General features: G+C 65.1%; 22 protein-coding genes. 16 read left to right on the top strand and 6 right to left on the bottom strand.

The features are described 5' to 3' along the window. Positions 1–12: 12 nt before the first annotated feature. Positions 13–1,011, bottom strand: a complete 999-nt coding sequence (locus PSAL_RS12165; protein ID WP_196941853.1) for a putative B6 ABC transporter substrate-binding protein — start codon at positions 1,009–1,011, stop codon at positions 13–15. A 150-nt stretch (positions 1,012–1,161) separates the two neighbouring features. Between PSAL_RS12165 and PSAL_RS12160 the strand changes: the two genes are divergently transcribed. From PSAL_RS12160 to PSAL_RS12125, 8 genes are all read left to right on the top strand, one after another. Then, positions 1,162–1,632 (top strand): hypothetical protein, encoded by a 471-nt coding sequence (locus PSAL_RS12160; protein WP_147407614.1) that lies wholly within the window; start codon positions 1,162–1,164, stop codon positions 1,630–1,632. A gap of 580 nt (positions 1,633–2,212) precedes the next feature. Next, positions 2,213–3,706: a 4-hydroxyphenylacetate 3-hydroxylase N-terminal domain-containing protein gene (locus PSAL_RS12155; RefSeq protein ID WP_119838497.1), complete on the top strand. Its 1,494-nt coding sequence runs from the start codon at positions 2,213–2,215 to the stop codon at positions 3,704–3,706. A gap of 72 nt (positions 3,707–3,778) precedes the next feature. Beyond that, complete coding sequence (locus PSAL_RS12150; RefSeq protein ID WP_119838496.1) at positions 3,779–4,180, top strand: nuclear transport factor 2 family protein; 402 nt, start codon at positions 3,779–3,781, stop codon at positions 4,178–4,180. 3 nt (positions 4,181–4,183) lie between these two features. Then, on the top strand, positions 4,184–5,638 hold the full coding sequence (locus PSAL_RS12145) for an amidase (RefSeq protein ID WP_119838495.1): 1,455 nt from the start codon (positions 4,184–4,186) through the stop codon (positions 5,636–5,638). Beyond that, entirely contained in the window at positions 5,635–6,930 is a 1,296-nt protein-coding gene (locus PSAL_RS12140; protein WP_119838494.1) for an amidase, read from the top strand. Before PSAL_RS12145 ends, PSAL_RS12140 begins: the two co-directional genes overlap by 4 nt. After that, entirely contained in the window at positions 6,927–8,030 is a 1,104-nt protein-coding gene (locus PSAL_RS12135) for an AbrB family transcriptional regulator (protein WP_147407613.1), read from the top strand. The genes PSAL_RS12140 and PSAL_RS12135 overlap by 4 nt, the downstream gene beginning before the upstream one ends. Before the next feature lie 4 nt (positions 8,031–8,034). Continuing rightward, the gene (locus PSAL_RS12130; RefSeq protein WP_196941852.1) at positions 8,035–8,553 is read left to right on the top strand and encodes a flavin reductase family protein; all 519 of its coding nucleotides are present in this window, start codon (positions 8,035–8,037) and stop codon (positions 8,551–8,553) included. A 40-nt stretch (positions 8,554–8,593) separates the two neighbouring features. Continuing rightward, a complete protein-coding gene (locus tag PSAL_RS12125) occupies positions 8,594–9,631 on the top strand; it encodes a 2,5-dihydroxypyridine 5,6-dioxygenase (protein ID WP_119838492.1) in 1,038 nt (345 codons plus the stop codon). A gap of 10 nt (positions 9,632–9,641) precedes the next feature. Here the strand turns inward: PSAL_RS12125 and ppaT are convergent, their stop codons facing one another. Then, positions 9,642–10,826, bottom strand: coding sequence for a pyridoxamine--pyruvate transaminase (gene ppaT, locus PSAL_RS12120; protein WP_119838536.1), 1,185 nt, complete (start codon positions 10,824–10,826; stop codon positions 9,642–9,644). Positions 10,827–11,122: 296 nt separating this feature from the next. On the opposite strand from ppaT, the gene PSAL_RS12115 reads away from it, so the two are divergent. Further along, positions 11,123–11,836, top strand: coding sequence for a FadR/GntR family transcriptional regulator (locus PSAL_RS12115; RefSeq protein ID WP_119838491.1), 714 nt, complete (start codon positions 11,123–11,125; stop codon positions 11,834–11,836). 43 nt (positions 11,837–11,879) lie between these two features. Then, the gene (locus tag PSAL_RS12110; protein ID WP_119838490.1) at positions 11,880–13,409 is read left to right on the top strand and encodes a GMC family oxidoreductase; all 1,530 of its coding nucleotides are present in this window, start codon (positions 11,880–11,882) and stop codon (positions 13,407–13,409) included. A gap of 24 nt (positions 13,410–13,433) precedes the next feature. Here PSAL_RS12110 and PSAL_RS12105 read toward each other — a convergent pair whose 3' ends face one another. Together PSAL_RS12105 and PSAL_RS12100 are read right to left on the bottom strand one after the other, a co-directional pair. After that, positions 13,434–13,952: a 2'-5' RNA ligase family protein gene (locus PSAL_RS12105; protein WP_196222740.1), complete on the bottom strand. Its 519-nt coding sequence runs from the start codon at positions 13,950–13,952 to the stop codon at positions 13,434–13,436. Further along, on the bottom strand, positions 13,949–14,965 hold the full coding sequence (locus PSAL_RS12100; protein WP_119838488.1) for a LacI family DNA-binding transcriptional regulator: 1,017 nt from the start codon (positions 14,963–14,965) through the stop codon (positions 13,949–13,951). The genes PSAL_RS12105 and PSAL_RS12100 overlap by 4 nt, the downstream gene beginning before the upstream one ends. Positions 14,966–15,070: 105 nt before the next feature. Here PSAL_RS12100 and PSAL_RS12095 point away from each other — a divergent pair, with 105 nt between their 5' ends. The 4 genes from PSAL_RS12095 to PSAL_RS12080 are packed head-to-tail and all read left to right on the top strand — an operon-like array spanning position 15,071 to position 19,089. Next, positions 15,071–16,201 (top strand): ABC transporter ATP-binding protein, encoded by a 1,131-nt coding sequence (locus PSAL_RS12095; RefSeq protein ID WP_119838487.1) that lies wholly within the window; start codon positions 15,071–15,073, stop codon positions 16,199–16,201. Between the two features lie 52 nt (positions 16,202–16,253). After that, a complete protein-coding gene (locus tag PSAL_RS12090) occupies positions 16,254–17,396 on the top strand; it encodes an extracellular solute-binding protein (protein ID WP_119838486.1) in 1,143 nt (380 codons plus the stop codon). Between the two features lie 50 nt (positions 17,397–17,446). Further along, complete coding sequence (locus PSAL_RS12085) at positions 17,447–18,283, top strand: ABC transporter permease (RefSeq protein WP_119838485.1); 837 nt, start codon at positions 17,447–17,449, stop codon at positions 18,281–18,283. Between the two features lie 11 nt (positions 18,284–18,294). Further along, entirely contained in the window at positions 18,295–19,089 is a 795-nt protein-coding gene (locus PSAL_RS12080) for an ABC transporter permease (RefSeq protein WP_231388504.1), read from the top strand. A 63-nt stretch (positions 19,090–19,152) separates the two neighbouring features. On the opposite strand, the gene PSAL_RS12075 is transcribed toward PSAL_RS12080, so the two are convergent. Then, entirely contained in the window at positions 19,153–20,115 is a 963-nt protein-coding gene (locus tag PSAL_RS12075; protein ID WP_119838483.1) for an acetyl-CoA carboxylase carboxyltransferase subunit alpha, read from the bottom strand. 174 nt (positions 20,116–20,289) lie between these two features. Between PSAL_RS12075 and PSAL_RS12070 the strand changes: the two genes are divergently transcribed. Continuing rightward, positions 20,290–20,772, top strand: coding sequence for an AraC family transcriptional regulator (locus PSAL_RS12070; RefSeq protein ID WP_119838482.1), 483 nt, complete (start codon positions 20,290–20,292; stop codon positions 20,770–20,772). A gap of 6 nt (positions 20,773–20,778) precedes the next feature. Here PSAL_RS12070 and PSAL_RS12065 read toward each other — a convergent pair whose 3' ends face one another. Continuing rightward, on the bottom strand, positions 20,779–21,378 hold the full coding sequence (locus PSAL_RS12065; RefSeq protein WP_119838481.1) for a LysE family translocator: 600 nt from the start codon (positions 21,376–21,378) through the stop codon (positions 20,779–20,781). Between the two features lie 95 nt (positions 21,379–21,473). Between PSAL_RS12065 and PSAL_RS12060 the strand changes: the two genes are divergently transcribed. Continuing rightward, positions 21,474–21,926: an Lrp/AsnC family transcriptional regulator gene (locus PSAL_RS12060; RefSeq protein ID WP_119838480.1), complete on the top strand. Its 453-nt coding sequence runs from the start codon at positions 21,474–21,476 to the stop codon at positions 21,924–21,926. The last annotated feature ends 1 nt before the right edge of the window (position 21,927 follow it).

The raw sequence follows: 21,927 nt of genomic DNA, 5'->3' as shown, positions 1-21,927 counted from the left end.
TTGGGGCGCGGGTTACTCGCCCGCCACCAGGTCATGCACCGACTGGGCGTCGAAATGCGGTTCGATCACCAGGTCGCCGGCGACGATCTCGTCCTTGACGGTCATGACCTCGGCCCAGACGTCATCCGGGATCTGCGGGGTCTGCAGCAGCGCGACCGACCCATCGGCCAGGTTGATGCCGTAGTTGCGGGTGCCGAAGGTGTCGGCCTTGATGTCCGCGATCATCTCTTCGTAGACGGGCGCCAGGTTCCACAGGACGGAGCTGAGCAGATAGCCCTTGTCGATCGGGGTCTTGTCGCCGATCACATCGATGAACAGCACCTTTTCGCCATCGGCGGCCGGCGTGGTCTCGACCGCCTGCAACATGCCGAAGGACGACCCGTTGCCCTGGCCAAAGATGATGTCGGCCCCGGAAGCGATCAGCGATTCGGTCACGCGCTTGCCGCCCGCCGCATCGGAATAGGCTGCCGGGCCGATCACGGCATACCGTACGGTGGCATCGGCATTGGTCGCCTTCACGCCTTCGGCGAAGGCCGCGGATTGGGAATTCCACGAGGGCGGCTCGCCCGAGGTGACGATGCCGACGATGCCGGAGCGGGACATCTTGGCGGCCAGAACACCGGCAAGATAGGCGCCTTCGTGACCCGAAGAGGTATAGTCGACCACGGCGCCTTCCATCAGGGAATCCGGGCTGTCGGTGATCGCGACCTTCACACCGGCTTCGGCGCCGATTTCGGGTGCGGCAGTGTTGTAGCCACTGGCATGGGCGATGATCAGGCCGGGTTTTTCTTCGGACAGTTCGCGCAGGGTCGGGCGCACATCGCCGTAGCCGAGGTTTTCCGCGACGATCACGTCGACGCCCATGGCGGCGCCGGCGGCCTTGGCCCCGTCGATCCCCTGCTGGTTCCAGCCGAAATCGGTGCCCGCTTCCGGGGTCAGGATGGCGATGGAGGAGATGTCTTCGGCCCAGGCCGGAAGCGCCAGCACAACGCTTAGCGCTGCAGCAGACACAAGGTGAGTCAGTCTTCGATTCCGAGAATGTTGCATCATTGGTTCCCTGTTGTTGACATTCAGCCCGTTTGGTTTTCGTTTCTCGGGCCTGTAAGGCCCGCCTGTCCCGGCGGTGCCCGCTTTCTTCTTTCCGATCAGACGAGGTTTGCCGTGACCGTTTCCTTCTTCCGTTCCGCGCTGACCTTCTGCGCCACCCTTGCCCTGGCCGCGCCGGCCCTTGCCCAGGGCCATGGCCTGACGCCGGAACGCGGCACCGAAGGTCTGGTGGCCGTGCCTTTTGCCGTGCAGAACATCGGCGTCGTGCCGCTGACCTGTGGGGTGAAGCTGGCGCATTGGTATTCTTTCGACATCGGTACGGTCGCCTTCGGGGCGACCCTGTCGAGCGGCTTCTGGTCCGATCCGGAAACCGGCGCGGTGCTGCTGCTGAACCCGGTCGAGGACCAGATGCCGGTAGAGCGGATCTGGTGCGGGGTCGCGGGGCGCAGCTGGGACACACGCTTTGAAATGCCGCTGAAGCGGGCAGTCGGCGCGCAGGAGGTGCCGATGGAATACAGCTGCACCACATCGCCCGAAGACGCCCTGCCCGAGGCGGTGGAAAAGACCGTCTGCACCGCTTTCTGATCGCAGGCCTTCTGCACCACCGCCCGGACGGCAGGCGCCAGGCCCTTCCGGGCGGCGCGTCTGTGCGGGGTGGGGAAGGCGGTCATCAATCCATGCTCCTGTCACAGGGCTCCCGGCACCGGAGACGGCGTGTCGCCGCCGGTCTGTCGCCGGACGTCCTACGTGATTTGCGGTGGTCGAGGGGACTGCAACCAACCGCTACGAGTCAGACCATATCCGGCGAAAATGGTCCGTCAACACATCTCAACCGTTTAAATGGTTGCGGGCGAACTTCTTGCGGTCAATCAGTGAAAATGCCCTGACTTTGGGCAAGCGACCCCCTGAATGTTCCTATTTGCACTATTTTTGCGGGCATTATTACGAATGTGGCTTTGATTTTTGGGATGCTCTGCGTGAATTTCAGGCCCGGAAGGTAGAATTCGGTCGCAACCATTCTTTTTGGTTGCAATGGTTCGGTCGGCAACCATACGCTCGACTCATACCAAGAGGTGCCGGCACGGGCGGGCCAAGGGCGCCCTGAAGACGTGCAAGAGCCATCCGCCGCTTCGGTCCGCCGACAAGGAAGTTTCAGGAGACCCCAATGACTGTGCAAGATACCAATCCCGCGGCCGTGAAGCCGGCGCATCGCCTCAAGACCGGGGCAGAGTTCAAGGCCTCGCTTGATGATGGACGCCAGATCTGGCTGGGGGGCCGCAAGCTGGACAAGGTCACGGACGAACCCGCGCTGGCTGCCGGGGTCGACCTGATTGCCAGCATGTTCGACGACCAGTTCAAGCCCGAGTTCGCCGAGGCCACCACCTATAACGATCCCGCCAGCGGAGAGCTGGTCAGCCGGTCCTGGCAGGTTCCGACTACGCCCGAAGAACTGACTGCGCGGCGCAAGATGATCGAATATACCAGCCTCAAGACCGCGGGCACCTTCGGCCGTCCGCCGGATCTGTCGCCCGCCATCGTCGCCGGGCTGATGGCGCACCGCGAAGCCTTCAAGGAGAAATCCTCGATGATCGACGGCTGCCAGCCTGATTTCGTCGAGAACATCGAAGCCTACATGGACTTCGGCCGGAACAACAACCTGACCGCTTCGGAAAGCCTGGCGGGTCCGCAGACCGACCGGTCGAACCCGAAAGCCGCCGAGATGGCCTTCCTGCGGGTCAAGGAGGCGCGGGCCGACGGGATCGTCGTATCGGGGGCCAAGACCGTCGGGTCGATCGCCGCTCAGGCCAATGACATCTTCTTCACCAACCTCGGCGGGCTGACCACCACCCCGCCCGAAGCCTGCGTCTGGGGTGCGGTGCCGATCAACACGCCGGGGATCAAGATGATCTCGCGTGAAATGGTCTCGCAACCCGGTGCGGACAAGTTCGACCATCCCGTCGCTTCGATGGGGGAAGAGGCCGACCAGTTCATCATCTTCGACAATGTCTTCGTGCCGAAGGACAAGATCTTCAACCTTGGTGACCCCACTGGCATGTCCTGGTACGGGCCGGTCTGCGTCTTTGCCCACTGGCACGTGCTGACCCGCCTGGCGGTGAAGGCCGAGCTGTTCGTGGGTGCCGGTCAGATGGTGCTGGACGTGCTCGGCACCGGCAAGATCCCGGCTGTGCAGTTGATGCTGGGCGAGCTGATCGAATACGCCCAGACCCTGCGTGCCTTCGTCATCGCCGCCGAAGCGCAGGCCACCATGACCGCGGCCGGTGTGCTGACGCCCGATGTCTCCATGCTGACGGCAGGCCGGCTCTATTCCATTGATAACTATCCGAAAGTCATCCACACGCTTCAGGAAATCTGTGGTCAGGGCCTGGTCATGCGCTTCGGCAAGGCCGCCTTCGAGAACCCCGAGGTCGGTCACTACCTGCAGGATCTGCTGCCCGGCCACGGTGTGTCCGCGATGCAGAAAGAGCTGTTGATGAACTTCATCTGGGACATGACCAGCGGGGCCCTGGCCGGACGCGTGGCGCTGTTTGAAAACGTCAATTCCTCGCCCGCGCCGCGCCTGCGCGCCCGCCTCTTCGAGGAGGTCAAGCGCGAGGCCTTCGTCGATCAGGTCAAGACCATCGCGGGCATGGACTGGTAATACCGTTGTCCCGGACCGCGCTGCCTGCGGTCCGGGGTTTTCCAAATCCTGAATCCCGGAAGACTTCCCGCCATGCTGGATAACCCCCTGCTGGAGGCGTTCTACGCCGCCTATAATCGCCATGACGCCCCTGCCGCCGCCGCGCTGTATCACGCCGATGGCTGGCACGAGGAAATCGCCATGGAGGGCCGCCGCGAAGGCCAGGTCGCCCTGGCCGATGGCCTGTCGGGGCTGTTCCGCATGTTGCCCGATGTCCGCTGGGCGCCGGGCAAGGTGATCCGATCAGCGGATTGGACAGCGGTGAATTACGTCATGACCGGCACATTTACCCTGCGCGGCGGCAAGGACGGCGAGGTGCCCGGCAGCCGGCAGGTCGTGCTGGATGGCCTGCACCTGATCCGGATCCGCGACGACCGGATCGAGGGTACGCGGGATTACTGGGACAAGGGCGCCTTCCTCGCCCAGATCGGCTGACCTATGATTTCGGAATACGACACCCTTGATGCGACCGCGCTTGCCGCGCTGGTGCGAAGCGGCGAGGTGACCTCGCAAGAGGTCCTTGCGACCGCCCTTGACCGCATCGCGCGGCTGGAACCGCAGATCAACGCCATCGTGCATCCGCATTTCGACCTGGCGCAGGCCGATATCGTGCGCGGCCTGCCAGATGGGCCCTTTACCGGCGTGCCCATGCTGGTCAAGAACACCGGCATCGCCGTGGCGGGGATGGAAATGTCGACCGGTTGCCGCCTGTTTCAGGGTATGACAGATGCGGCGGATTGCACGTTGGTGGCCCGCTACCGCAAGGCCGGTGTCGTGCTGATGGGCAAGAGCAATACGCCGGAATTCGCGCTCAGCTTTGCCACCGAACCTGCCACTTCCGGGCCCACGTGCAATCCGTGGAACAAGGATCATGGGCCCGGCGGATCCTCGGGTGGATCGGCGGCGGCCGTGGCGGCTGGGCTGGTGCCCTTCGCCAATTCCTCGGACGGGGCAGGGTCGACACGTCTGCCGGCCAGTCACACCGGTCTGTTCGGGTTCAAGCCCAGCCGGATGCGCAATCCGCTTGGCCCCGTGGTGGTCGAAGGCATCGCGGGCATGTCGACGCCCCATGCGTTGACCCGGTCGGTGCGCGACAGCGCGGCCCTGCTGGATGCGACCGCGGGCGGCGATGTGGGTGACCCTTCGGCCTGTCCCCCTGTTCACGACAGCTTTGCGACCTCGGCGGCGCGCGATCCCGGTCCGCTGCGGATCGGGATGACCCTGGACTCACCGCTTGGCACGCCCGTCGATCCCCAGGTCCGGGCGGCCTGCGTGGCGACTGCGCGCCTGCTGGAAAGCCTTGGGCATCATGTCGAAGAGATCACCGATGCCGGGTATGACGCCCATGCGCTCAAGACCGCCTGGCGGGTGATCCCCGGAGTCAATGTCGCCAGCGCCGTGACGGCGCGCGGCGCCATGCTCGGGCTCGCCGATCCGGTGGCCGAGCTTGAACCGGTGAACCGCGCCTGGATCCGCGAAGGCATGGGGCTGAGCGGGATGGACTATCTGGCAGCCGTCAACCTGTTGCACCGCACCGCGCGCGACATGGGGCGGTTCTTTGCGGGCTACGACATCCTGCTGACCCCCGGCAGCGGCGAACTGCCCCCCCGCATCGGCGAGATGTCGAGCGCCACCGGCGACAGCCCGGCGGATCTTGATGCGTTCTATGACCGGTTCTGGCAGCACAGCCCCTTTACCTGCGTCTTCAATTCCTCGGGCTGTCCGGCGATGAACCTGCCCTTCGGCCTGTCTGTCGAGGGGCTGCCCATCGGGGTGCATTTCGGGGCCGGCTACGGGCAGGATGCGCTTCTGTTCTCGCTCGCCGGGCAGATCGAACGCGCCGCCCCCTGGGCGCACCGTCGCCCCAACCTGACAGAGAAGTCCCCAGCATGACCGACCCCATCCTGTCCCTTGATGCCTGCAGCCTGATCGCCGGGGTTCGTGATGGTGCATTGAGCCACCGTGCCGTGGCCGAGGCCTACCTGGACCGGATCGCCACGAAAGAAGAGTCCGTCGGCGCATTCATTTTCCACGATTCCGCAATGGTCCGCGATGCGGCGGATGCGCTGGATCTTGCGGGCACGAGGGGGGCGCTGGCCGGGCTGCCGGTCGGGGTCAAGGATGTGATCGACACCTGCGACATGCCGACGGGCTATGGCTCGGCCCTGTATGGCGCGACGCAGCCGGTCTGGGATGCGCCCTGCGTCACCCAGTCCCGGCAGGCAGGCGCGCTGATGATGGGCAAGACGGTTTCGACCGAATTCGCCATGGCGAGTCCCGGCAAGACGCGCAACCCCTGGAACACCGCCCATACGCCCGGAGGCTCCTCCAGCGGGTCCTGCGCTGCGGTGGCCTCGGGCATGGCGCTGATGGGGTTCGGCACCCAGACCGCCGGGTCGATCATTCGCCCGGCCTCCTATTGCGGGGTAGTGGGCTACAAGCCCAGCTTCGGCCTGCTGGATCCGTCCGAGATCAAGGTGTTGTCCCATTCGCTCGACACGCTGGGGGTGGTGACGCGCCGCGTGGCGGATGCGGCCCTTGTCGCCGCGATCCTTGGCGGGCGCCCCGGTCTGGCGCTGAAGGGCCTTCCCGATACAGCGCCGCGCATCGGGGTGTTCCGCACGCCGCCCTTCAACACCGAGGCCGCGACCGATGCCGCCCTCGATCATGCGATCAGGGCGCTTGGCGCGGCGGGTGCCCGGGTAACCGACATCACGCCGCCGACCGATTTCGGATCGACCCACGGGCTGCACGCCGCGATCATGGGCTGGGAGGTCTCGCGCGCCCTTTCGCATGAACGTCTGGTGCTGGGCGACCGTCTGACCGAGGTCACGCGCGCCTTCCTGGCCGAAAAGGCCAGGGTCACGGTCGAGGAATACGACGCTGCCCGGCGCGCCTTGCCCGCCGTCCACCAAAGCCTTTCGCAGGCGATGGCAGAGGTCGATATCCTGCTCGCTCCCTCGGCACCGGGCACCGCGCCCAAAGGACTGGAGGCGACCGGGTCGCCGGAATTCAACACGCCCTGGACCGTGCTGCACATGCCCGCGCTGACCCTGCCGGCCATTCTGTCCGACGGGCTGCCGGTCGGGGTTCAGATCATCGGCCGTATCGGTGAGGACGCGGCCACATTGCGGGCCGCGGCCTGGGTCGAGCGCTGCCTTGAAGCGCCGAAGGTCGCGCCGTGACAGGAGTGCCCCGCCTTGATCTTGGGCGCACCGAAGGTGTCCGGGGGGCGCTGCAATGGGCGGCCATGCTGAGCCTCGCATCGGCGCTGGCGCTGGTCCTGACGCTGGTGCATTTCCCGGCTGCGCCGCTTCTGGGCGCGATGATCGCCGGGATCGGCTTTGGCGCCAGCGGCAGTCCCTTGCGCATTCCGCGGCCGATCTACGTGCTGGCGCAGGGCTGCGCCGGGGTCTTCATCGCCACGGCCATGTCGCCCGCGATCCTGGTCGACATGATCCAGGACTGGCCGCTGTTGCTGCTGATGACCGCGTTGACCCTGACGGCCGCCTTCGCGATTGGCTGGGCGGTGAACCGGCGCACCGGGATCGACCGCGACGTGGCGATCTATGGCAGCCTGCCCGGCATGTCCGGCGCCATGGTCATCATTGCGACCGAGCGGGGCGCCGATGCGCGCGTCGTGGCCCTGATGCAATACGTGCGCCTTGCCGGGGTCATCGTCTCCATCGCCGTGCTGGCCAGCCTGCTGCCCTCGCAACCCGGAGAGGTTGCCGTGCTGCGCGAGGTCACGCCGCTGTCCTCGGTCGTGGCGCTGGGGATCGCGGCCATGTCGCTGCTGACCGGGCGGCTGCGCTTTTTGCCCGGCGCGGGAATGCTGGTGCCGATGATCCTGGGCGCGGTGATCGAGGCCGGCGGCTTCATGCACCTGTCGATGCCCGCCCCGGTGCTGGTGCTGACCTTCGGCATCATCGGGCTGGAGGTCGGGCTGAAGTTCACCCGCGATGTGCTGGGCAAGGTCATGCGTCTGATGCCCGTCGTGCTGGTCTCGACCATGGTGCTGATCCTGATCAGCGCGCTGCTCGGCTGGGCGCTGTCGATGCTCACCGATCTCGACCTCAAGACGGCGCTGCTGGCCACCGCGCCGGGCAGCATCGAAACCGTCGCCCTTGTCGCCATATCGACCAATGCCAATGTCGCCGCCGTGCTGGCTTTCCAGACCGTACGCATGTTCGCCGTGGTCCTGTTCGGGCCGATGATCGTCGGCCGCCTTGCCCGGCTGCCGATCTGGAGCCCTGCGCGCCCGCCCTTGCCGTCGAGGAGATGACCGTATGACGATACCCATGACCTTCCCGCGCTCCGATGCGGTCGATGGCCTGAAGATGGCGATGCGCCATTTCGCGTCGGGCGTGACTGTGATCACTGCCGGCAAGGGGGATCAGCGGCGCGGGCTGACCGCCACGGCGTTTTCCTCGGTGACGATGGAGCCGCCGACGGTGCTGGTCTGCGTCAACCGCAGCGGCGCCACGCATGAGGCGATTACCGAGGCGGGGCACTTCTGCGTCAACCTGCTGGGCGAGGACGCGCAGGATCTGGCCGCCGACTTTGCCGGGATGACCGGGCGCAGCGGGGCCGCGCAGTTCGACGGCCATGACTGGGTCGAAACCCTCAACGGGGCGCCCGCTTATGCCCACGCGCTGGCCCATATCGCTTGCAGTCTCGATCAGGCGCTGGTTGCGGGCAGCCACAGCATCTTTATCGGGCGGGTCGAAGAGGTCTCGGTCAACCCCGATCGCCCGCCCCTGCTGCATTTCAATCGCGGCTTCCATCCGCTTGGCGAACGCCGCTAGAGACATCGCCCCAAGGGCCCCGAAAAGGAGCAAGACAGACATGCCGATCAGTGACGCAGATTTCGTCATCGCGTGGAAAGACGTGCTGGAGCAGTGCAAGGTCCGGCCTGGTGAACAGGTCGCGATTCTGATGTCCGACGACAGCAACCCGCAGATCGTGCGCTGCGCGCGCGTGGCCGTCGGCCTGATGGGCGCGGTGCTGACGCTGATCCACCTGCCGCCGATCAATGGCGAAAAGGCCCTGTCGCGAGACAAGTCCGGCTATGTCGGCAAGACCCCTCTGGCTTTCAACACGGTGGCGATGAAGGCGCTGGAATCCGCGGATATGATCATCGACACGATGCAGCTGCTGTTCTCGCCCGAACAGGAAGAGATCCTGAAGAAGGGCACGCGCATGCTGCTGGCGGTCGAACCGCCAGAGACCATGATGCGCATGATGCCGACGCCCGATTTCAAGGCCCGCGTCCGGGCCGCCAACAGGTTCATGGAGCCGGCGCGCGCGATGCATGTGACCTCGGCTGCGGGGACGGATTTCCATTGTGCGCTCGGGCAATACCCGGTGCTGATGCAATACGGTCTGGCCGATGAGCCGGGCCGTTGGGACCATTGGCCAAGCTGCATGATTGCCCGCTGGCCCGATGAAGGCAGCAGCGAAGGCACCATCGTCATCGACGAAGGTGACATCCTTCTGCCTTTCAAGACCTATGCCCGCGACCGCGTTACCCTGACCATCGACAAGGGCTTTGTCACCCGCGTCGCGGGCGGCGGCATGACGGCCGAGTATATCCGTGCCTTCATGGACAGCTTTGACGATCCCGATGCCTATGCCATGGCCCATGTCGGCTGGGGGCTGGACCCCCGCGCCCATTGGACGACCATGGGGCTTTATGACCGCGAGGCTGCGTTGTTCATGGATGCGCGCTGTTTCGAGGGCAACTTCCTGTTCTCGACCGGCCCGAATACCGAAGCGGGCGGCAGCCGCGACACGCCTTGCCATCTGGATATCCCGCTGCGGGGCTGTTCGCTGTCGCTGGACGGTGTGGCGATGACCCGCGATGGCAAGGTGGTGCATGGCTGAGGAGGATGCCTCAGCCCTGAATGACCCGGTTCGCCGCCGCGACCCCCGCCCCGATGTCGAGCGGCTTGCCCGTCAGCGCGCCCATTGCCCCGCCGAGGGCCGTCAGCGCCAGCACCGCATACAGCGGATAGGCGGTCGGCCCCATGTGGCCGATGCGCACCAGGGCGTTGAAGGTCTCGGCCCGACCCGAGGATATGACCACGCCGTAATCCTGCTTCATCCGGTTGCGCAACAGGGTCTCGTCGACGCCCTCGGGCAGCCTGACGGCCGTGCAGGTGGGCGAGGCAATCGCTTCATCCGTCGCCCAGAGGGTCAGCCCCATGGCCTTGACCCCGGCGCGCATGGCCCTGGCCGTCAGGGCGTGGCGGGCCCAGACCGCTTCGGGCGTTTCGGACAGGTAGCGGTCGAGCCCGGCATCCAGCGCGTTGATCTCGGCCACGGAAGGGGTGAAGGGAAAGCCCTCGCTGGCCTTCCAGGCCGTCTTCCAGTCGAGGATCGACAGGATAGAGGCGCGCGGCGCCTTCGGGTTCGCCTCCAGCTTGGCCCAGGCGCGGTCGGACAGGGTGAGGATCGACAGGGCCGGCGGGCAGCCGAGGCATTTGTTCGGGCCGGTGATCAGAAGGTCGGCGCCGATGCCTTCGATGTCGATCTCCATGCCTGCCCAGGACGACACCGCGTCGACGATGAGCAACGCGCCATGGGCCTGGACGATCTTGCCGATCTCGGCGATCGGGTTCAGCGTCCCCGAGGGCGTGTCGTGATGGCAGACCGCGACCACGGCCGTGTCGAGATGCGCCGCAAGGAAGGCCTGCACATCGGCCGGGTCTATGGCCTGATCATAGCCCACGCGGATTTCGTGAAACGCCCCCGCAAGCGGTTTGAGCCATTCGCCATAGCCCGCCCCGTAGACCCCGGAAACCAGGTTCAGCACCCTGTCCCCCGGCGCGACCAGACCATGTGCTGCCGCTTCGAGGCCCAGAACCGGCTCGCCTTGCAGGATGACCGGCATGGTGCTGATCCCGAGGGCCTTCTGCAGTTTCAGGACAACCGATTGATAATGTTCGAGGAAGCTGGGGTCGTAGTCGTAAAGGACCGGCTTGCCGATGGCCGAGAGGACCTCTGGATAGCAATTCACCGGTCCGGTGGTCAGCGTGAAAAGGGCGGGGGCCGCAGTGGCGGCAAGACTGTCATTCATCGGTTCGATCCTGTCGGTTTCTGTCCGGCCTTTCCCGGCCCCTTGCACGATCGGCTCCTTTTGGGGCTGGCCAGGGGTAAGGCAAGGCGCCGCGCGACCAGCGCCCCCTGTGTGCAGACGGGGCGCAACCAAATCCAACCATATGCCAACCAAATCGGCAACCAACTTCTGACCAGATTTGACTTTTTGGTTGCAAAGCGGGCGCAATTCTCTCAAACTTCTGCAAAACAAAAGGCATATGGCTGCCCTGCCATGGCAACCGAAAGCTTCGGCCAGACGAGGAGAACGAGGTAGGTATGAGCGATCAGGATCACTTGCCCGACCAGCCCGCAGGCGGAGCCGAGCAGGACGACAAGCTGGAGACGGTGCTGGCGAACCTGCGCCGCCTCCTGTCGGAAAGCCCCAAGATCCCGCCGGAACGCAGGCTGTCCGAACAGCTTGACGTGTCGCGTCATACCCTGCGCAAGGCGCTCAAGACCCTGCGCGACAACGGAGAACTCGAGCCGGCGAAAAGCGGTCGTCGCGCGGCGCCGGACAAGTCGACGCCAAGCGCCCGGCTGGTGCAATCCACCAACCCGCTGGAAGTGATGGAAATGCGCCTGATGATCGAACCCTCGTTGGCCCGGCTTGCAGCGCTGCGGGCCTCGCCGGACGAGATCGCGCGGATTGTGCAAACCTCGACCTCGCCGGGGGGGATGTCGCCCAGCCAGGCGGATCAGGAATTCCACCGCGCCGTCGCCGCCGGGTCGCGCAATTCGCTGGCGTCAGAGCTGCATATCCTGCTGCACCGGGTCCAGAACGATGCCCGGCTGCGGTTTACCGACAGCGATTCCGACAGCAATACCACCGTCGAGCGCGTCCGTGCGCGCGATCTGGAACATCAGGAAATCGCCGCCGCCATTGCCGAACGCGACCCCGACAGTGCCGAACAGGCGATGTATGAGCACCTTGAGCGAACGCAGCGCAAGTTGACGGGAAGGCTGGGCTCTCGCTCGACCGATGCGGCCTGAATTGGCGGCCTGATCCGGAAGCCCGAACTGCAGGGAACGCCCCATGACCGATATCCTGATCCTCGGCGCCGGGTCTGCCGGCTGTATCCTTGCGGCCCGCCTGTCGCAGGACCCCACCTGCGAGGTCACGCTGGTCGAGGCCGGCGGCTGGCCGAACGACCCCGATATCGCCCGCCCTGCCATGTGGCCCTTTATCCAGGGGCGGGATTTTGACTGGGGTTTCGTGACCGAACCGCAACCGGGCACCGCAGGCCGGCGGCATCACTGGGCGCGGGGCCGGGCGCTTGGCGGGTCCAGCAACCTGCACGCCATGGCCCATGTGCGCGGGCACCCCGAGGATTTCGACACATGGGCGCGCCTGACCGGCTCGCAGCGCTGGTCCTACGACAGCCTGCTGCCCTATTTCCGCATGTCTGAAAGCTGTTCCACAGGGGCGGACGATCTGCACGGTGGCGACGGCCCGATGCCGGTCCTGTTGCCGCAGGGCGAAAGCCATCCGATCGTGGGCGATTACATCCGCAGCTGGACCGCCCTTGGCCTGCCGCGTCTGGCGGATCACAACGGGCGCGAGATGATCGGGGCGACGCCGAATGCCCTGATGATCCGCGACGGCAGGCGGGTCACCGTGGCCGACGCCTACCTGACGTCCGAGGTGCTGGCCCGGCCCAACCTGACGGTCCTTGATGACACGCTGGTCCACCGGCTGACCGTGCAGGGTGCCCGCGTGACCGGCGCCGAGGTCACGCGACATGGTCAGCCCGGGACGGTGACCGGAGGGTGCGTCCTGTTGGCGATGGGCGCCATCGCCAGCCCGCTGCTGCTCATGCGCTCCGGCTATGGCGATCCGGCGGTGTTGTCCGCCGCCGGGATCGCCTGTCGCGACGCGCGGTCCGAGATCGGGCGCAACCTGCATGACCACCTGCTGGGCGCCGGGAACCTCTACCGATCCGCGCGGCCCCTGGCCCCGTCGCGGTTGCAGCTATCGGAATCCATGACCTACCAATCCGCTGACCCTTCCCGCACCACAGGCAAGCCCGATATCGTTGTCGGTTGCGTCGTCGGTCCAAGTGCCGCCGAAGGGTTCGATGCCCCGCCGCCGGGCGAGGCCTTTACCCTGCTGTTCGGTGTTACCCACCCGACCAGCCGGGGCGCGCTGCATGTGACGGGGCCTCGGATCGACGACAAGCCGGTGATCGACCCGCGCTACCTGCAGACGGACCACGACCGCCGGATGTTCCGCATCGCCCTGGACCGCGCCCGCGCCGTCGCCCGCAGCGCGCCGCTGTCGGAATGGGTGCAGGAAGAGGTCCTGCCGGGGCCTGTCGTAGCCGATGACGCGGCCCTGGATGATTTCATCGCCCGAAGTGCGATCACCCACCACCACCCCGTCGGCACCTGCCGCATGGGCGCGGACGAGGCCTCGGTGACGGATGCGGACCTGCGGATGCGCGGGCTCGACAACCTCTGGATCGTTGACAGTTCGGTCATTCCGGCGATCACTGCAGGCCCTGTCCATGCCGCTGTCATGGCTCTGGCCGAAAGCTTTGCCGCCGGGATGCGCGCCGAGGGGTAGCTTTGCCGCGCCGGGGGCAGGGGATCAGCGCGGCCTTGCCGCCAAGGGGACCTCCGACAAAACCCGCCACTGCTCCGGAGGCAGGCTGCGGTTCGAATGGACAATCTGCAACGCCTCAAGGCGGAGGGTCTCGCCGATCAGATCGCCGAGGCGCTGGATTTCGTCCTTTTCGCAGGGCTCCAGCGGCCCATAGGCCAGGCTGAGATGCGGTGCGAAGGGCGAGGGGGCCAGCCGCAGGCGCGCAAGGATATCATCGCGCCACCGGTTGAGGTCCGGCTGTGTCCCGAAATCCAGATAGAGCGATTTGAAGTAATGCGGCTCGGCCCCGATGGCACGCACCTGCATCTCGGGCGCGGCAGCATCGCCGGTGTCGTGCAGGGCCGCTTGCAGGCGGTCTCTGGACACCGGCAGATCGCCCAGAAGCGTCAGATGGGGCGCAAAACCGGGCCGCCCTGTCCGGGCTGCCAGATCGTCGATCCGGGTGCGCAGTCGCGCGGCCTGCGACCGGGCCGGGACCAGCCACAGCGAAAGATCCGTGTTCAATGGGTATTCCTGGCAATGAATTCGGGAGGAATGCGGATGACCCGCGATGGGCTGTCGGGATCGGCAAGCCGGGCGCTCAGCAGGCGCATCATCTGAGATACGGTTTCATCCATGTCGTTGCGGATGGTCGACAGGGCAATCGCGGGCCAGCGGGCCATGGCGATATCGTCGAACCCTATGACCGACAGGCTTTCGGGGACCTTTCGGTCGCATTCCTGCCCGGCGATGGCAATCGCGCCAAGCGCCATCGCATCATTGGCACAGAACAGACCGTCGATCTGGGGATGCTGCGTCAGAAGCTGGCGCGCCTGACTGGCCCCGCCGTCGAAACTGTAGTCTCCGCTGAACAAGGCGACCGGTGTCAGGCCCGCAGCGGCCATTGCGGCGACGAACCCGGCGCGGCGTTCGCGGTCCGAGGTCAGGTCCTGCCGCCCGCCCAGATAGGCAATCCGGCGTCGCCCGGCCGCGACCAATGCCCCGACGGCCAGTTCCGCCCCGGTTTCATTGTCGCAGCAGACCGAATCCACCCCCGGACGGTCCAGCACGCGACCCGAGACGATCAGCGGGATCTGCAGCTTCAGGCATTCTTCCACGACCTGATCCGGGACCGACCCGCCGCGCAGAATCATCGCATCCAGCGGAAAGCCGAGCACCCCGAGAACATCCGATTCTGTCATTTCGCCACCGCCGATGACCATGGGCCACTTGCCCAGATCCCTGAGGCGGTGGATCAGCTTGGCAAGGATCTCTCCGTCGTAATGGTTGGCAAGGTCCCCGGTGACGACCGCGACCAGGTTGGATCGCCCCTGCGCCTGCAACCCCGCTGCAAGGGCGTTGGGCCGATAGCCGAGATCCGCCGCAACCTGCAGGATCGACACGCGTTTCTCCTTGTCGAGGTAGGTGCCCTCCGTAAAGGCGCGGGATACGGCGGACCGCGATACCCCGGCCTTCTTCGCGACATCGGCCGCGGTGACGCGGTGCGGGCGTGTGGGGGGAGGCTGGGAAGGGCTCATCGGCGCAGCTTTCTTTCTGGTCGGGCGTCATAACCTTGTCACGCTCTACCCGTATATGAACACGTGTGCATACTTTGTGTAGCAGAATTATGAAGGGCCGCCCGGATGCTGCAGACCCCCATCGCGACGACGCAGACCCGCGCGCCCCTTGGCAAGGCGATCACGCTGCGTGGTCTGCATCTGGGATACGACAGAACGGATGTGATCGCCGATCTGTCGCTTGAGGTGCGCGCGGGCGAATTCATTGCCCTGCTGGGCGCTTCGGGCTGTGGCAAGACCACCTTGCTGCGCGCGCTGGCGGGGTTCGTACCTGTGCGTCAGGGGCAGATCCTTCTGGATGACCGGGACCTTAGCCGGACCCCGCCCGAAACCCGCGGCATGGCGATGATGTTCCAGTCCTACGCGCTCTGGCCGCATATGACCGTGGCACAGAACATCGGCTACGGGTTGAAGCTGCGCGGCGCCGGCCGGGCCGAGATCACCCGCCGCGTGGCCGAGATGGCCGCGCTTGTCGGGTTGGGAGAGTTGACCGCGCGCAAGATCCCGGCCCTGTCGGGCGGGCAGAAACAGCGCGTGGCGCTGGCCCGCGCCCTTGCGATAGATCCCCCGGTGCTGCTGCTGGACGAGCCGCTTTCGAACCTCGATGCCGGCATCCGTGTCGCGATGCGCCATGAAATCCGCGCCCTGCAACAGCGGCTTGGCCTGACCACGATCCTTGTCACCCATGACCGCGAAGAGGCGATGTCGATGGCGGACCGGGTGGTGATCCTGAACAAGGGGCAGATCGCGCAGATCGGCACGCCGGAGCAGATCTATCATCGTCCGGCGAACAGCTATGTCGCGCGCTTCATGGGGGCCACGAATGCGCTTCCGGTCGAGGTCCGGGCCGAGGCCGCGCGCCTTGCGCTGACCCTGCCCGATGCCAGTGTGGTGACTTTGCCCCGCGCCGCCCTGCATGCGCCCGAAGGCCTGCCAACTGGACCGGCGCAGGTGATGTTCCGCTCGGACGCGGCGCATTTCGATCCTGACCCCGCCGAGGCCCTGCTGCTGCGCGGCAAGGTGGTGCAGCACGCCTACCTCGGGTCGACCTATCGTCACGAAGTTGAAATTGGCGCGCTTCGGCTCATGGCCGATGCCAGCCAGAAACGCCCTGTCGGCAGTTTTGTCGAACTGGGTGTGCCGGCCACGGCGCTCAGTCTGTTTCCTGCAAGATCCCAGACCGCCGCGACCGGCTGAAAGGCGGCCGCTTGTGCCGCGACCTCCCCCCTGACCCTTCCGGAGAAATACCATGTCATCCAGAATTGCAAAGCTTTTCGCCTCGGCGGCGGTTGCATTGGTCACCGCCAATGCCGCGCAGGCCGAAACCCTTGTCGTCGTCACCGGCGGCAGCGAGAATATGGTCGACTACGTGACCGACTATCTCGGCCCGCTTTTCGAAGAACAGAACCCCGGCTGGACGGTCAAGTCCCTCGGAACCGGCCCCGGCGATGCCGGCTCTCAGGCGGTGCTGGAGAAGCTGACAGCCCAGAAGGACCAGCCGACCTGGGACACGGACGTGATCGTGACCAACCAGCTGAAGACCGCTGAAATGGTGACGGAGGGGTTGCTGCAAAAGTACCGCGATCAGATCGAAACCGGCGCTTTGGTGACTTCGGACGCCGCGAAAATGGCGCTTGGCACCGATGTCGACGGCTATGTGATGCCGATGTTCATGTCTCAGACCGCCATCGCCTATAACCCCGACTTGGTGCAGGACGTCCCGACCTCGCTCGAAGGGATCAAGACCTGGTCCGAGGCCAACCCCGGCGCCTTTGGCTATAACGGCATCAAGAACGGTATGTCGGGCGTCGCCTTTGCGACCGCATGGATCTATGCCTTCGGCGGTAGCGATCCCAAGACCCTGATGGAAGGCCCCTATGATGCCGGTGCCGAAGCCGGCTGGGCCGAGGCCCTCGCGGATCTGAAGACTTTCAACCAAAGCGTCACCTTCACGCCGGGCAATGCCGGCACGCTGGACATGCTGAACCGTGGCGAGATCGCGATGGGCCCGGTCTGGGTAGACATGTTCTACAGCTGGCAGGCCGATGGCCGCCTGAACCCGAACCTGAAGATCACCCTGCCCGAGCCGGGCATGCCGGGTCAGCCCTATTACTACGCTATTCCCGCCAAGACGGCCCATGCCGAAGCCGCCCGCAAGTTCATCGCGCTGGCCACCTCGCCCGAGGTGCAGGCCGAAGGCATCGTGAAGAAGTTCAACTGGTATCCGGGCATCGACGCGCAGCACCTCGAAGCCTCGATGGACGAGGCAAGCTGGGACAAGCTGTTCACCGATGTGACCCCTGCGGATCTGTCGGAAAAGGCCAAGCCCTTCCCGCTTGGGCCCTTCTTCACCGATCTGATGGATCAATACGAAACCGAAGTCTCCAACTGAGGCTTCAGGGGGGCGGCCTGCGCCGCCCCTACCTGCCTGCGGAGGGCAGCATGATCTCTTCCAAAGCGTCCCTTCTGCTGATCGCGCCCGCGCTGGCACTGATGGCCGGTCTGTTCATGATGCCGCTTGGCTATTCGCTGCTCTGGGCATTCCGAGAGGAAGAGGCGCAGACCTGGGGCATCGGCAATTTCCTGAAGGCCTGGGAGTATTATTCCGCCGACATCCTGTTCTCGCTGGTGATCGTGACCCTTGCGACCGCGCTGATCGCGGGGTTCTCGCTGGCCATCGCGGGTTACCTTACGCTTGGGCGCAGCGGGTGGGCAGTGACGCTTTTGCGCTGGCTGTATCGCTGGCCGCTCTTCATTCCCTTCGTGGTCGCGGCGCAGGTGATGCGCACCTTCCTGGCCAAGAACGGCATGATGAACAATGCGCTGGTCGAATTGGGCCTGCTGGCCCCGCTGCAGACCGCCAGCTACCTGGATTGGCGGGGCATCGTGATCACCTTTGTCTGGAAGCAGACGCCTTTCGTGACGCTTCTGGTGGCCGGGGCCATGGCGGCAATGGACCGCGCGATGATCGAGGCGGCGCAGAACATGGGGGCGAAACGTGGCCGGATCCTGTTGGGGATCATCGTCCCGCAGATCTCGCGGACCCTGATGGTCGGGCTGATCCTAAGTTATGTGACGATGATGTCGGTCCTGTCGGTGCCGATGATGATCAACGCCCAGCAACCAACCATGCTGACCGTGGATATGGCGTGGCGGATCAATGCATACGGTGATTACGGCGTCGCCAATGCGCTTGGCTTCATCGCCTATCTCATGACAGCGGGCGTGGCGTGGATCTATCTGCGAGGCGAGCTGCAGACGCGCGGAGGGGCTGCCTGATGCCGGGATTGATGCGATCTGCACTGATCGGGATGGCGGTGGCGCTGCTGGCGCTGGCGATCTTCGGGCCGATTTCGAACATGATCCTCTGGGCCTTTGCCGAGACCTGGTATTTCCCTGCGAAACTGCCTCAATCCTATGGCTTTGCCTTTTGGGAGCGGGTCTTTCGTCCCCAGGGCCATGCGCTGGTGTCGCTGGGAAACTCGGTGATCATAGCCGGTATGACGGTGGGGGTGTCGCTGATCATCGCGATTCCGGCCGGGCTGGCCCTTGGCCGGGGGCGGCTGCCGTTCCGCGTGCTTTTCCTGCTGATCTTCTTGCTGCCGCAGGCCTTCCCGGCGCTTGGCGTGCACATGAACATCGCGCGGATCTTCTATACCATCGGGCTGAACGGAACCTTTCTGGGCGTCGTTCTGGTGCATGCGTTGCAAGGCATGGTGTTTTCGGTCTGGATCGCGGCGGCGGCCTTCGGCGCAGTGGACCGGCAGTTGGAAGAAGCGGCGCAGAACATGGGGGCTTCAGCCTGGACGGTCTTTCGCACTGTGACCTTGCCTCTGGCCCTGCCTGGCCTCATGGCCAGCGCGATCTTTGTCTTCCTGATCTCGCTCGATGAATTCACCGGGACGTTCTTCGTCGGTACGCCGGACATCACGACCATGCCCCTGCTGCTTTATACCGCTTCGATGGAGGGCAACTACCAGATCGCTTCGATCACGGCACTGCTTCTGCTGGTGCCCTCGATCGGGTTCATGCTGGTGATCGAACGGTTCCTGAAGGCCGATGTGCTGGCGAAGGTCGGACATTGATCGCGAACAAACAGGGCCGCCCATGGGCGGCCCTTGTACAGTGTCGGAAGCGCCGCAGCCCGCTTAGGCCGCCAGCCCTTTCGAGCCGATGTCGAGGAACTTCTGCCGCCGTGCGGCGATCAGTTCGGCACGGGTTTTCCCGTCCATCTCCGACAGCATGGTTTCCAGCGCGCGGGCAACGCCCCCCATGGCTTCGACGGGCGCGCGATGTGCGCCGCCGGTCGGTTCGGGGATGATCTTGTCGATCACCCCTAGGCCGTGCAGATCCTGGGCGGTCACGCGCATCGCTTCGGCGGCTTCGCGCATCTTTTCGGGGTTCTTCCACAGGATCGAGGCGCAGCCTTCGGGCGAGATCACCGAATAGATCGAATGTTCCAGCATGGCGACCTGATTGGCGGCGGCAAAGGCTACGGCCCCGCCGGATCCGCCTTCGCCGATGACGATGCTGATCAGCGGCACGCCGATCTGCAGGCATTTCTCGGTCGAGCGCGCGATGGCTTCGGACTGGCCGCGTTCCTCGGCGCCCTTGCCGGGATAGGCGCCGGCGGTATCGACCAGCGTCACGACCGGCAGGTTGAAGCGGTCGGCCATGTCCAGCAGGCGGATCGCCTTGCGGTAACCTTCGGGGCGCGCCATGCCGAAATTGCGTTCCAGCCGGGACTTGGTGTCATTGCCCTTTTCATGGCCGATCACCATCACCGGGCGGTCGCCCAGCCGGGCCAGCCCGCCCATGACCGCGTGATCGTCGGCAAAGTTCCGGTCCCCGGCCAGCGGGGTGTATTCGGAAAACAGCGCCTCGATGTAATCCTTGCAATGGGGGCGGTCGGGGTGCCGCGCGACCTGGCATTTGCGCCAGGGCGTCAGCTTGGCATAGAGATCCTTCAGCATCTCCGCCGCCTTCTTGTCGAGGGCGGCTGCCTCGGATTCGATATCCATTTCCTCGTTCTGGCGGGCCATGGCCCGCAGTTCCTCGGCCTTGCCTTCAATCTCGGCCAGGGGACGTTCGAAATCGAGATAATTGGTCATCTGGGGCTCCCGCTACGGTCAACACGTTATATGAAGGTGACGGGCAAAACATGCAATAAGGCAAGATTTGCCGCCTCGGGTCATGGTATCCTGACGGAAAGACCCCGGAGCCTGATGGGGCGGACCGACTGACCGTCATAACGGCTCTGCGCCCCCGGAAAGGATATCCTTGCCATGTCATCTGATGAATATCCCGTCACGATCGCCTTCGCTCCGGCCCGGCGCCTTGTGGGGGTTGCCCATCGCGGCAGCTATGTCACCATCAACAAGGCCTTCACCCGCCTGTCGGAAATCTTTGCCGCGGGGCAGCTTTTCGGCTCGGCCGGGGCGATGGTCGGGATCTTTTACGATGATCCCTCGGTGGTGGCCGAAGATGACCTGCGATCCTTTGCGGCCTACGAATTGACCGAGGATATCCCGCTGCCCGACGTGTTGGAGATCCGCGAGATGCCCGCCGGAGACGCCGCCGTGCTGGCGTTCAGCGGGTCCTATTCGGGTCTGCCTGCCGCCTATCAATATCTTTACGGTACATGGCTGCCGGCCTCGGGACGAGCGCCGGACAGCGCGCCATCCTACGAGGTCTACCTGAATTCGCCGCTCGACACGGCGCCTGGCGATCTGCGGACCGAGATCTTTCTGCCGTTGACAGCAACCTGATCCGCCTTAGTGCGGGATCAGCACCGGCGCCAGCGAGGCGACCAGAAGCACGGCCATCGTCCAGTTGAAGATGCGCAGCCGCGCCGGGTTGCCCAGCCATCGCTGCACCTGCTGGCCGAGCAGGGTCCAGAGGCTGAGCGCCGGCATGCAGACCAGTCCGAAACACAGGGCGATCAAGGTGACCCCGAGGAGGTTCCGTTCGGGCGCGAAAAGGGTGATCGCGCTCAGGGCCATGGTCCAGGCCTTGGGGTTCACCCACTGGAAGGCGGCCGCCTGAAAGAATCCCATGGGCCGCGCGCCATCCTCGGCCCCGCCTTGCGGTGGGGTGGCGTGGGCGACCTTCCAGGCGAGGTAAAGCAGGTAGATCACGCAGGCGACGGTCAGGATGTCGCGCAGCATTGCAAAGCGGTCGAACAATTGCATCAGGCCCAGACCGACCAGCAGCACCATCAGCGAAAAGCCGACCGCGACGCCCAGCATATGCGGCAGGGTGCGCCGATAGCCGTAGTTCGCGCCCGAGGCCATGACCATCAGGTTGTTCGGTCCGGGGGTGACCGTGGAGACGAAGCAGAACGCGAAGATCGCGCCGAGGACGGAAAGGGGCATGGAGGGGCCTGTCGGTTCAGAGTATGGCAATGATATGTCTGTTTTCGTGGCCAGTTGTTGCGATCGCGCGGGAACTGGTGCTATTTTCACAATCTATGACGAAGATTGACGACATAAACCGCAGGATATTGCGTGAGCTTTCCCGCAATGGCCGGATCTCGAATCTCGAGCTGGCGGAGCGCGTCGGCCTGTCGCCTTCGGCTTGCCTGCGCCGGGTGCAGGACCTTGAACGCGGCGGGGTGATCCTTGGCTACCGGGCCGTCACCAGCGCCGAGGCGATGGGGCAGGGGTTTCTGGCCTATGTCTCGGTCGGGCTCAGTGAACATACCAAGGCGGCGCAGGAAGGGTTCGAGCGCGCCATGGCTCACGCCCCCGAGGTGCGCGAATGCCATAATATCACCGGGACACGGGAATACCTGCTGCGGATCGAGACGGCGGACCTGGGCAGTTACAAGCGCTTTCACACCGATGTGCTGGGCACCCTGCCGCAGGTCAACGCCCTGACGACATATGTCGTCATGGGCTCGCCCAAGGATGAGCGAGCCTAGC

The organism is Pseudooceanicola algae (assembly GCF_003590145.2).
GTDB lineage: Bacteria > Pseudomonadota > Alphaproteobacteria > Rhodobacterales > Rhodobacteraceae > Pseudooceanicola > Pseudooceanicola algae.
This window is presented reverse-complemented; position numbering and strand designations above follow the sequence as displayed.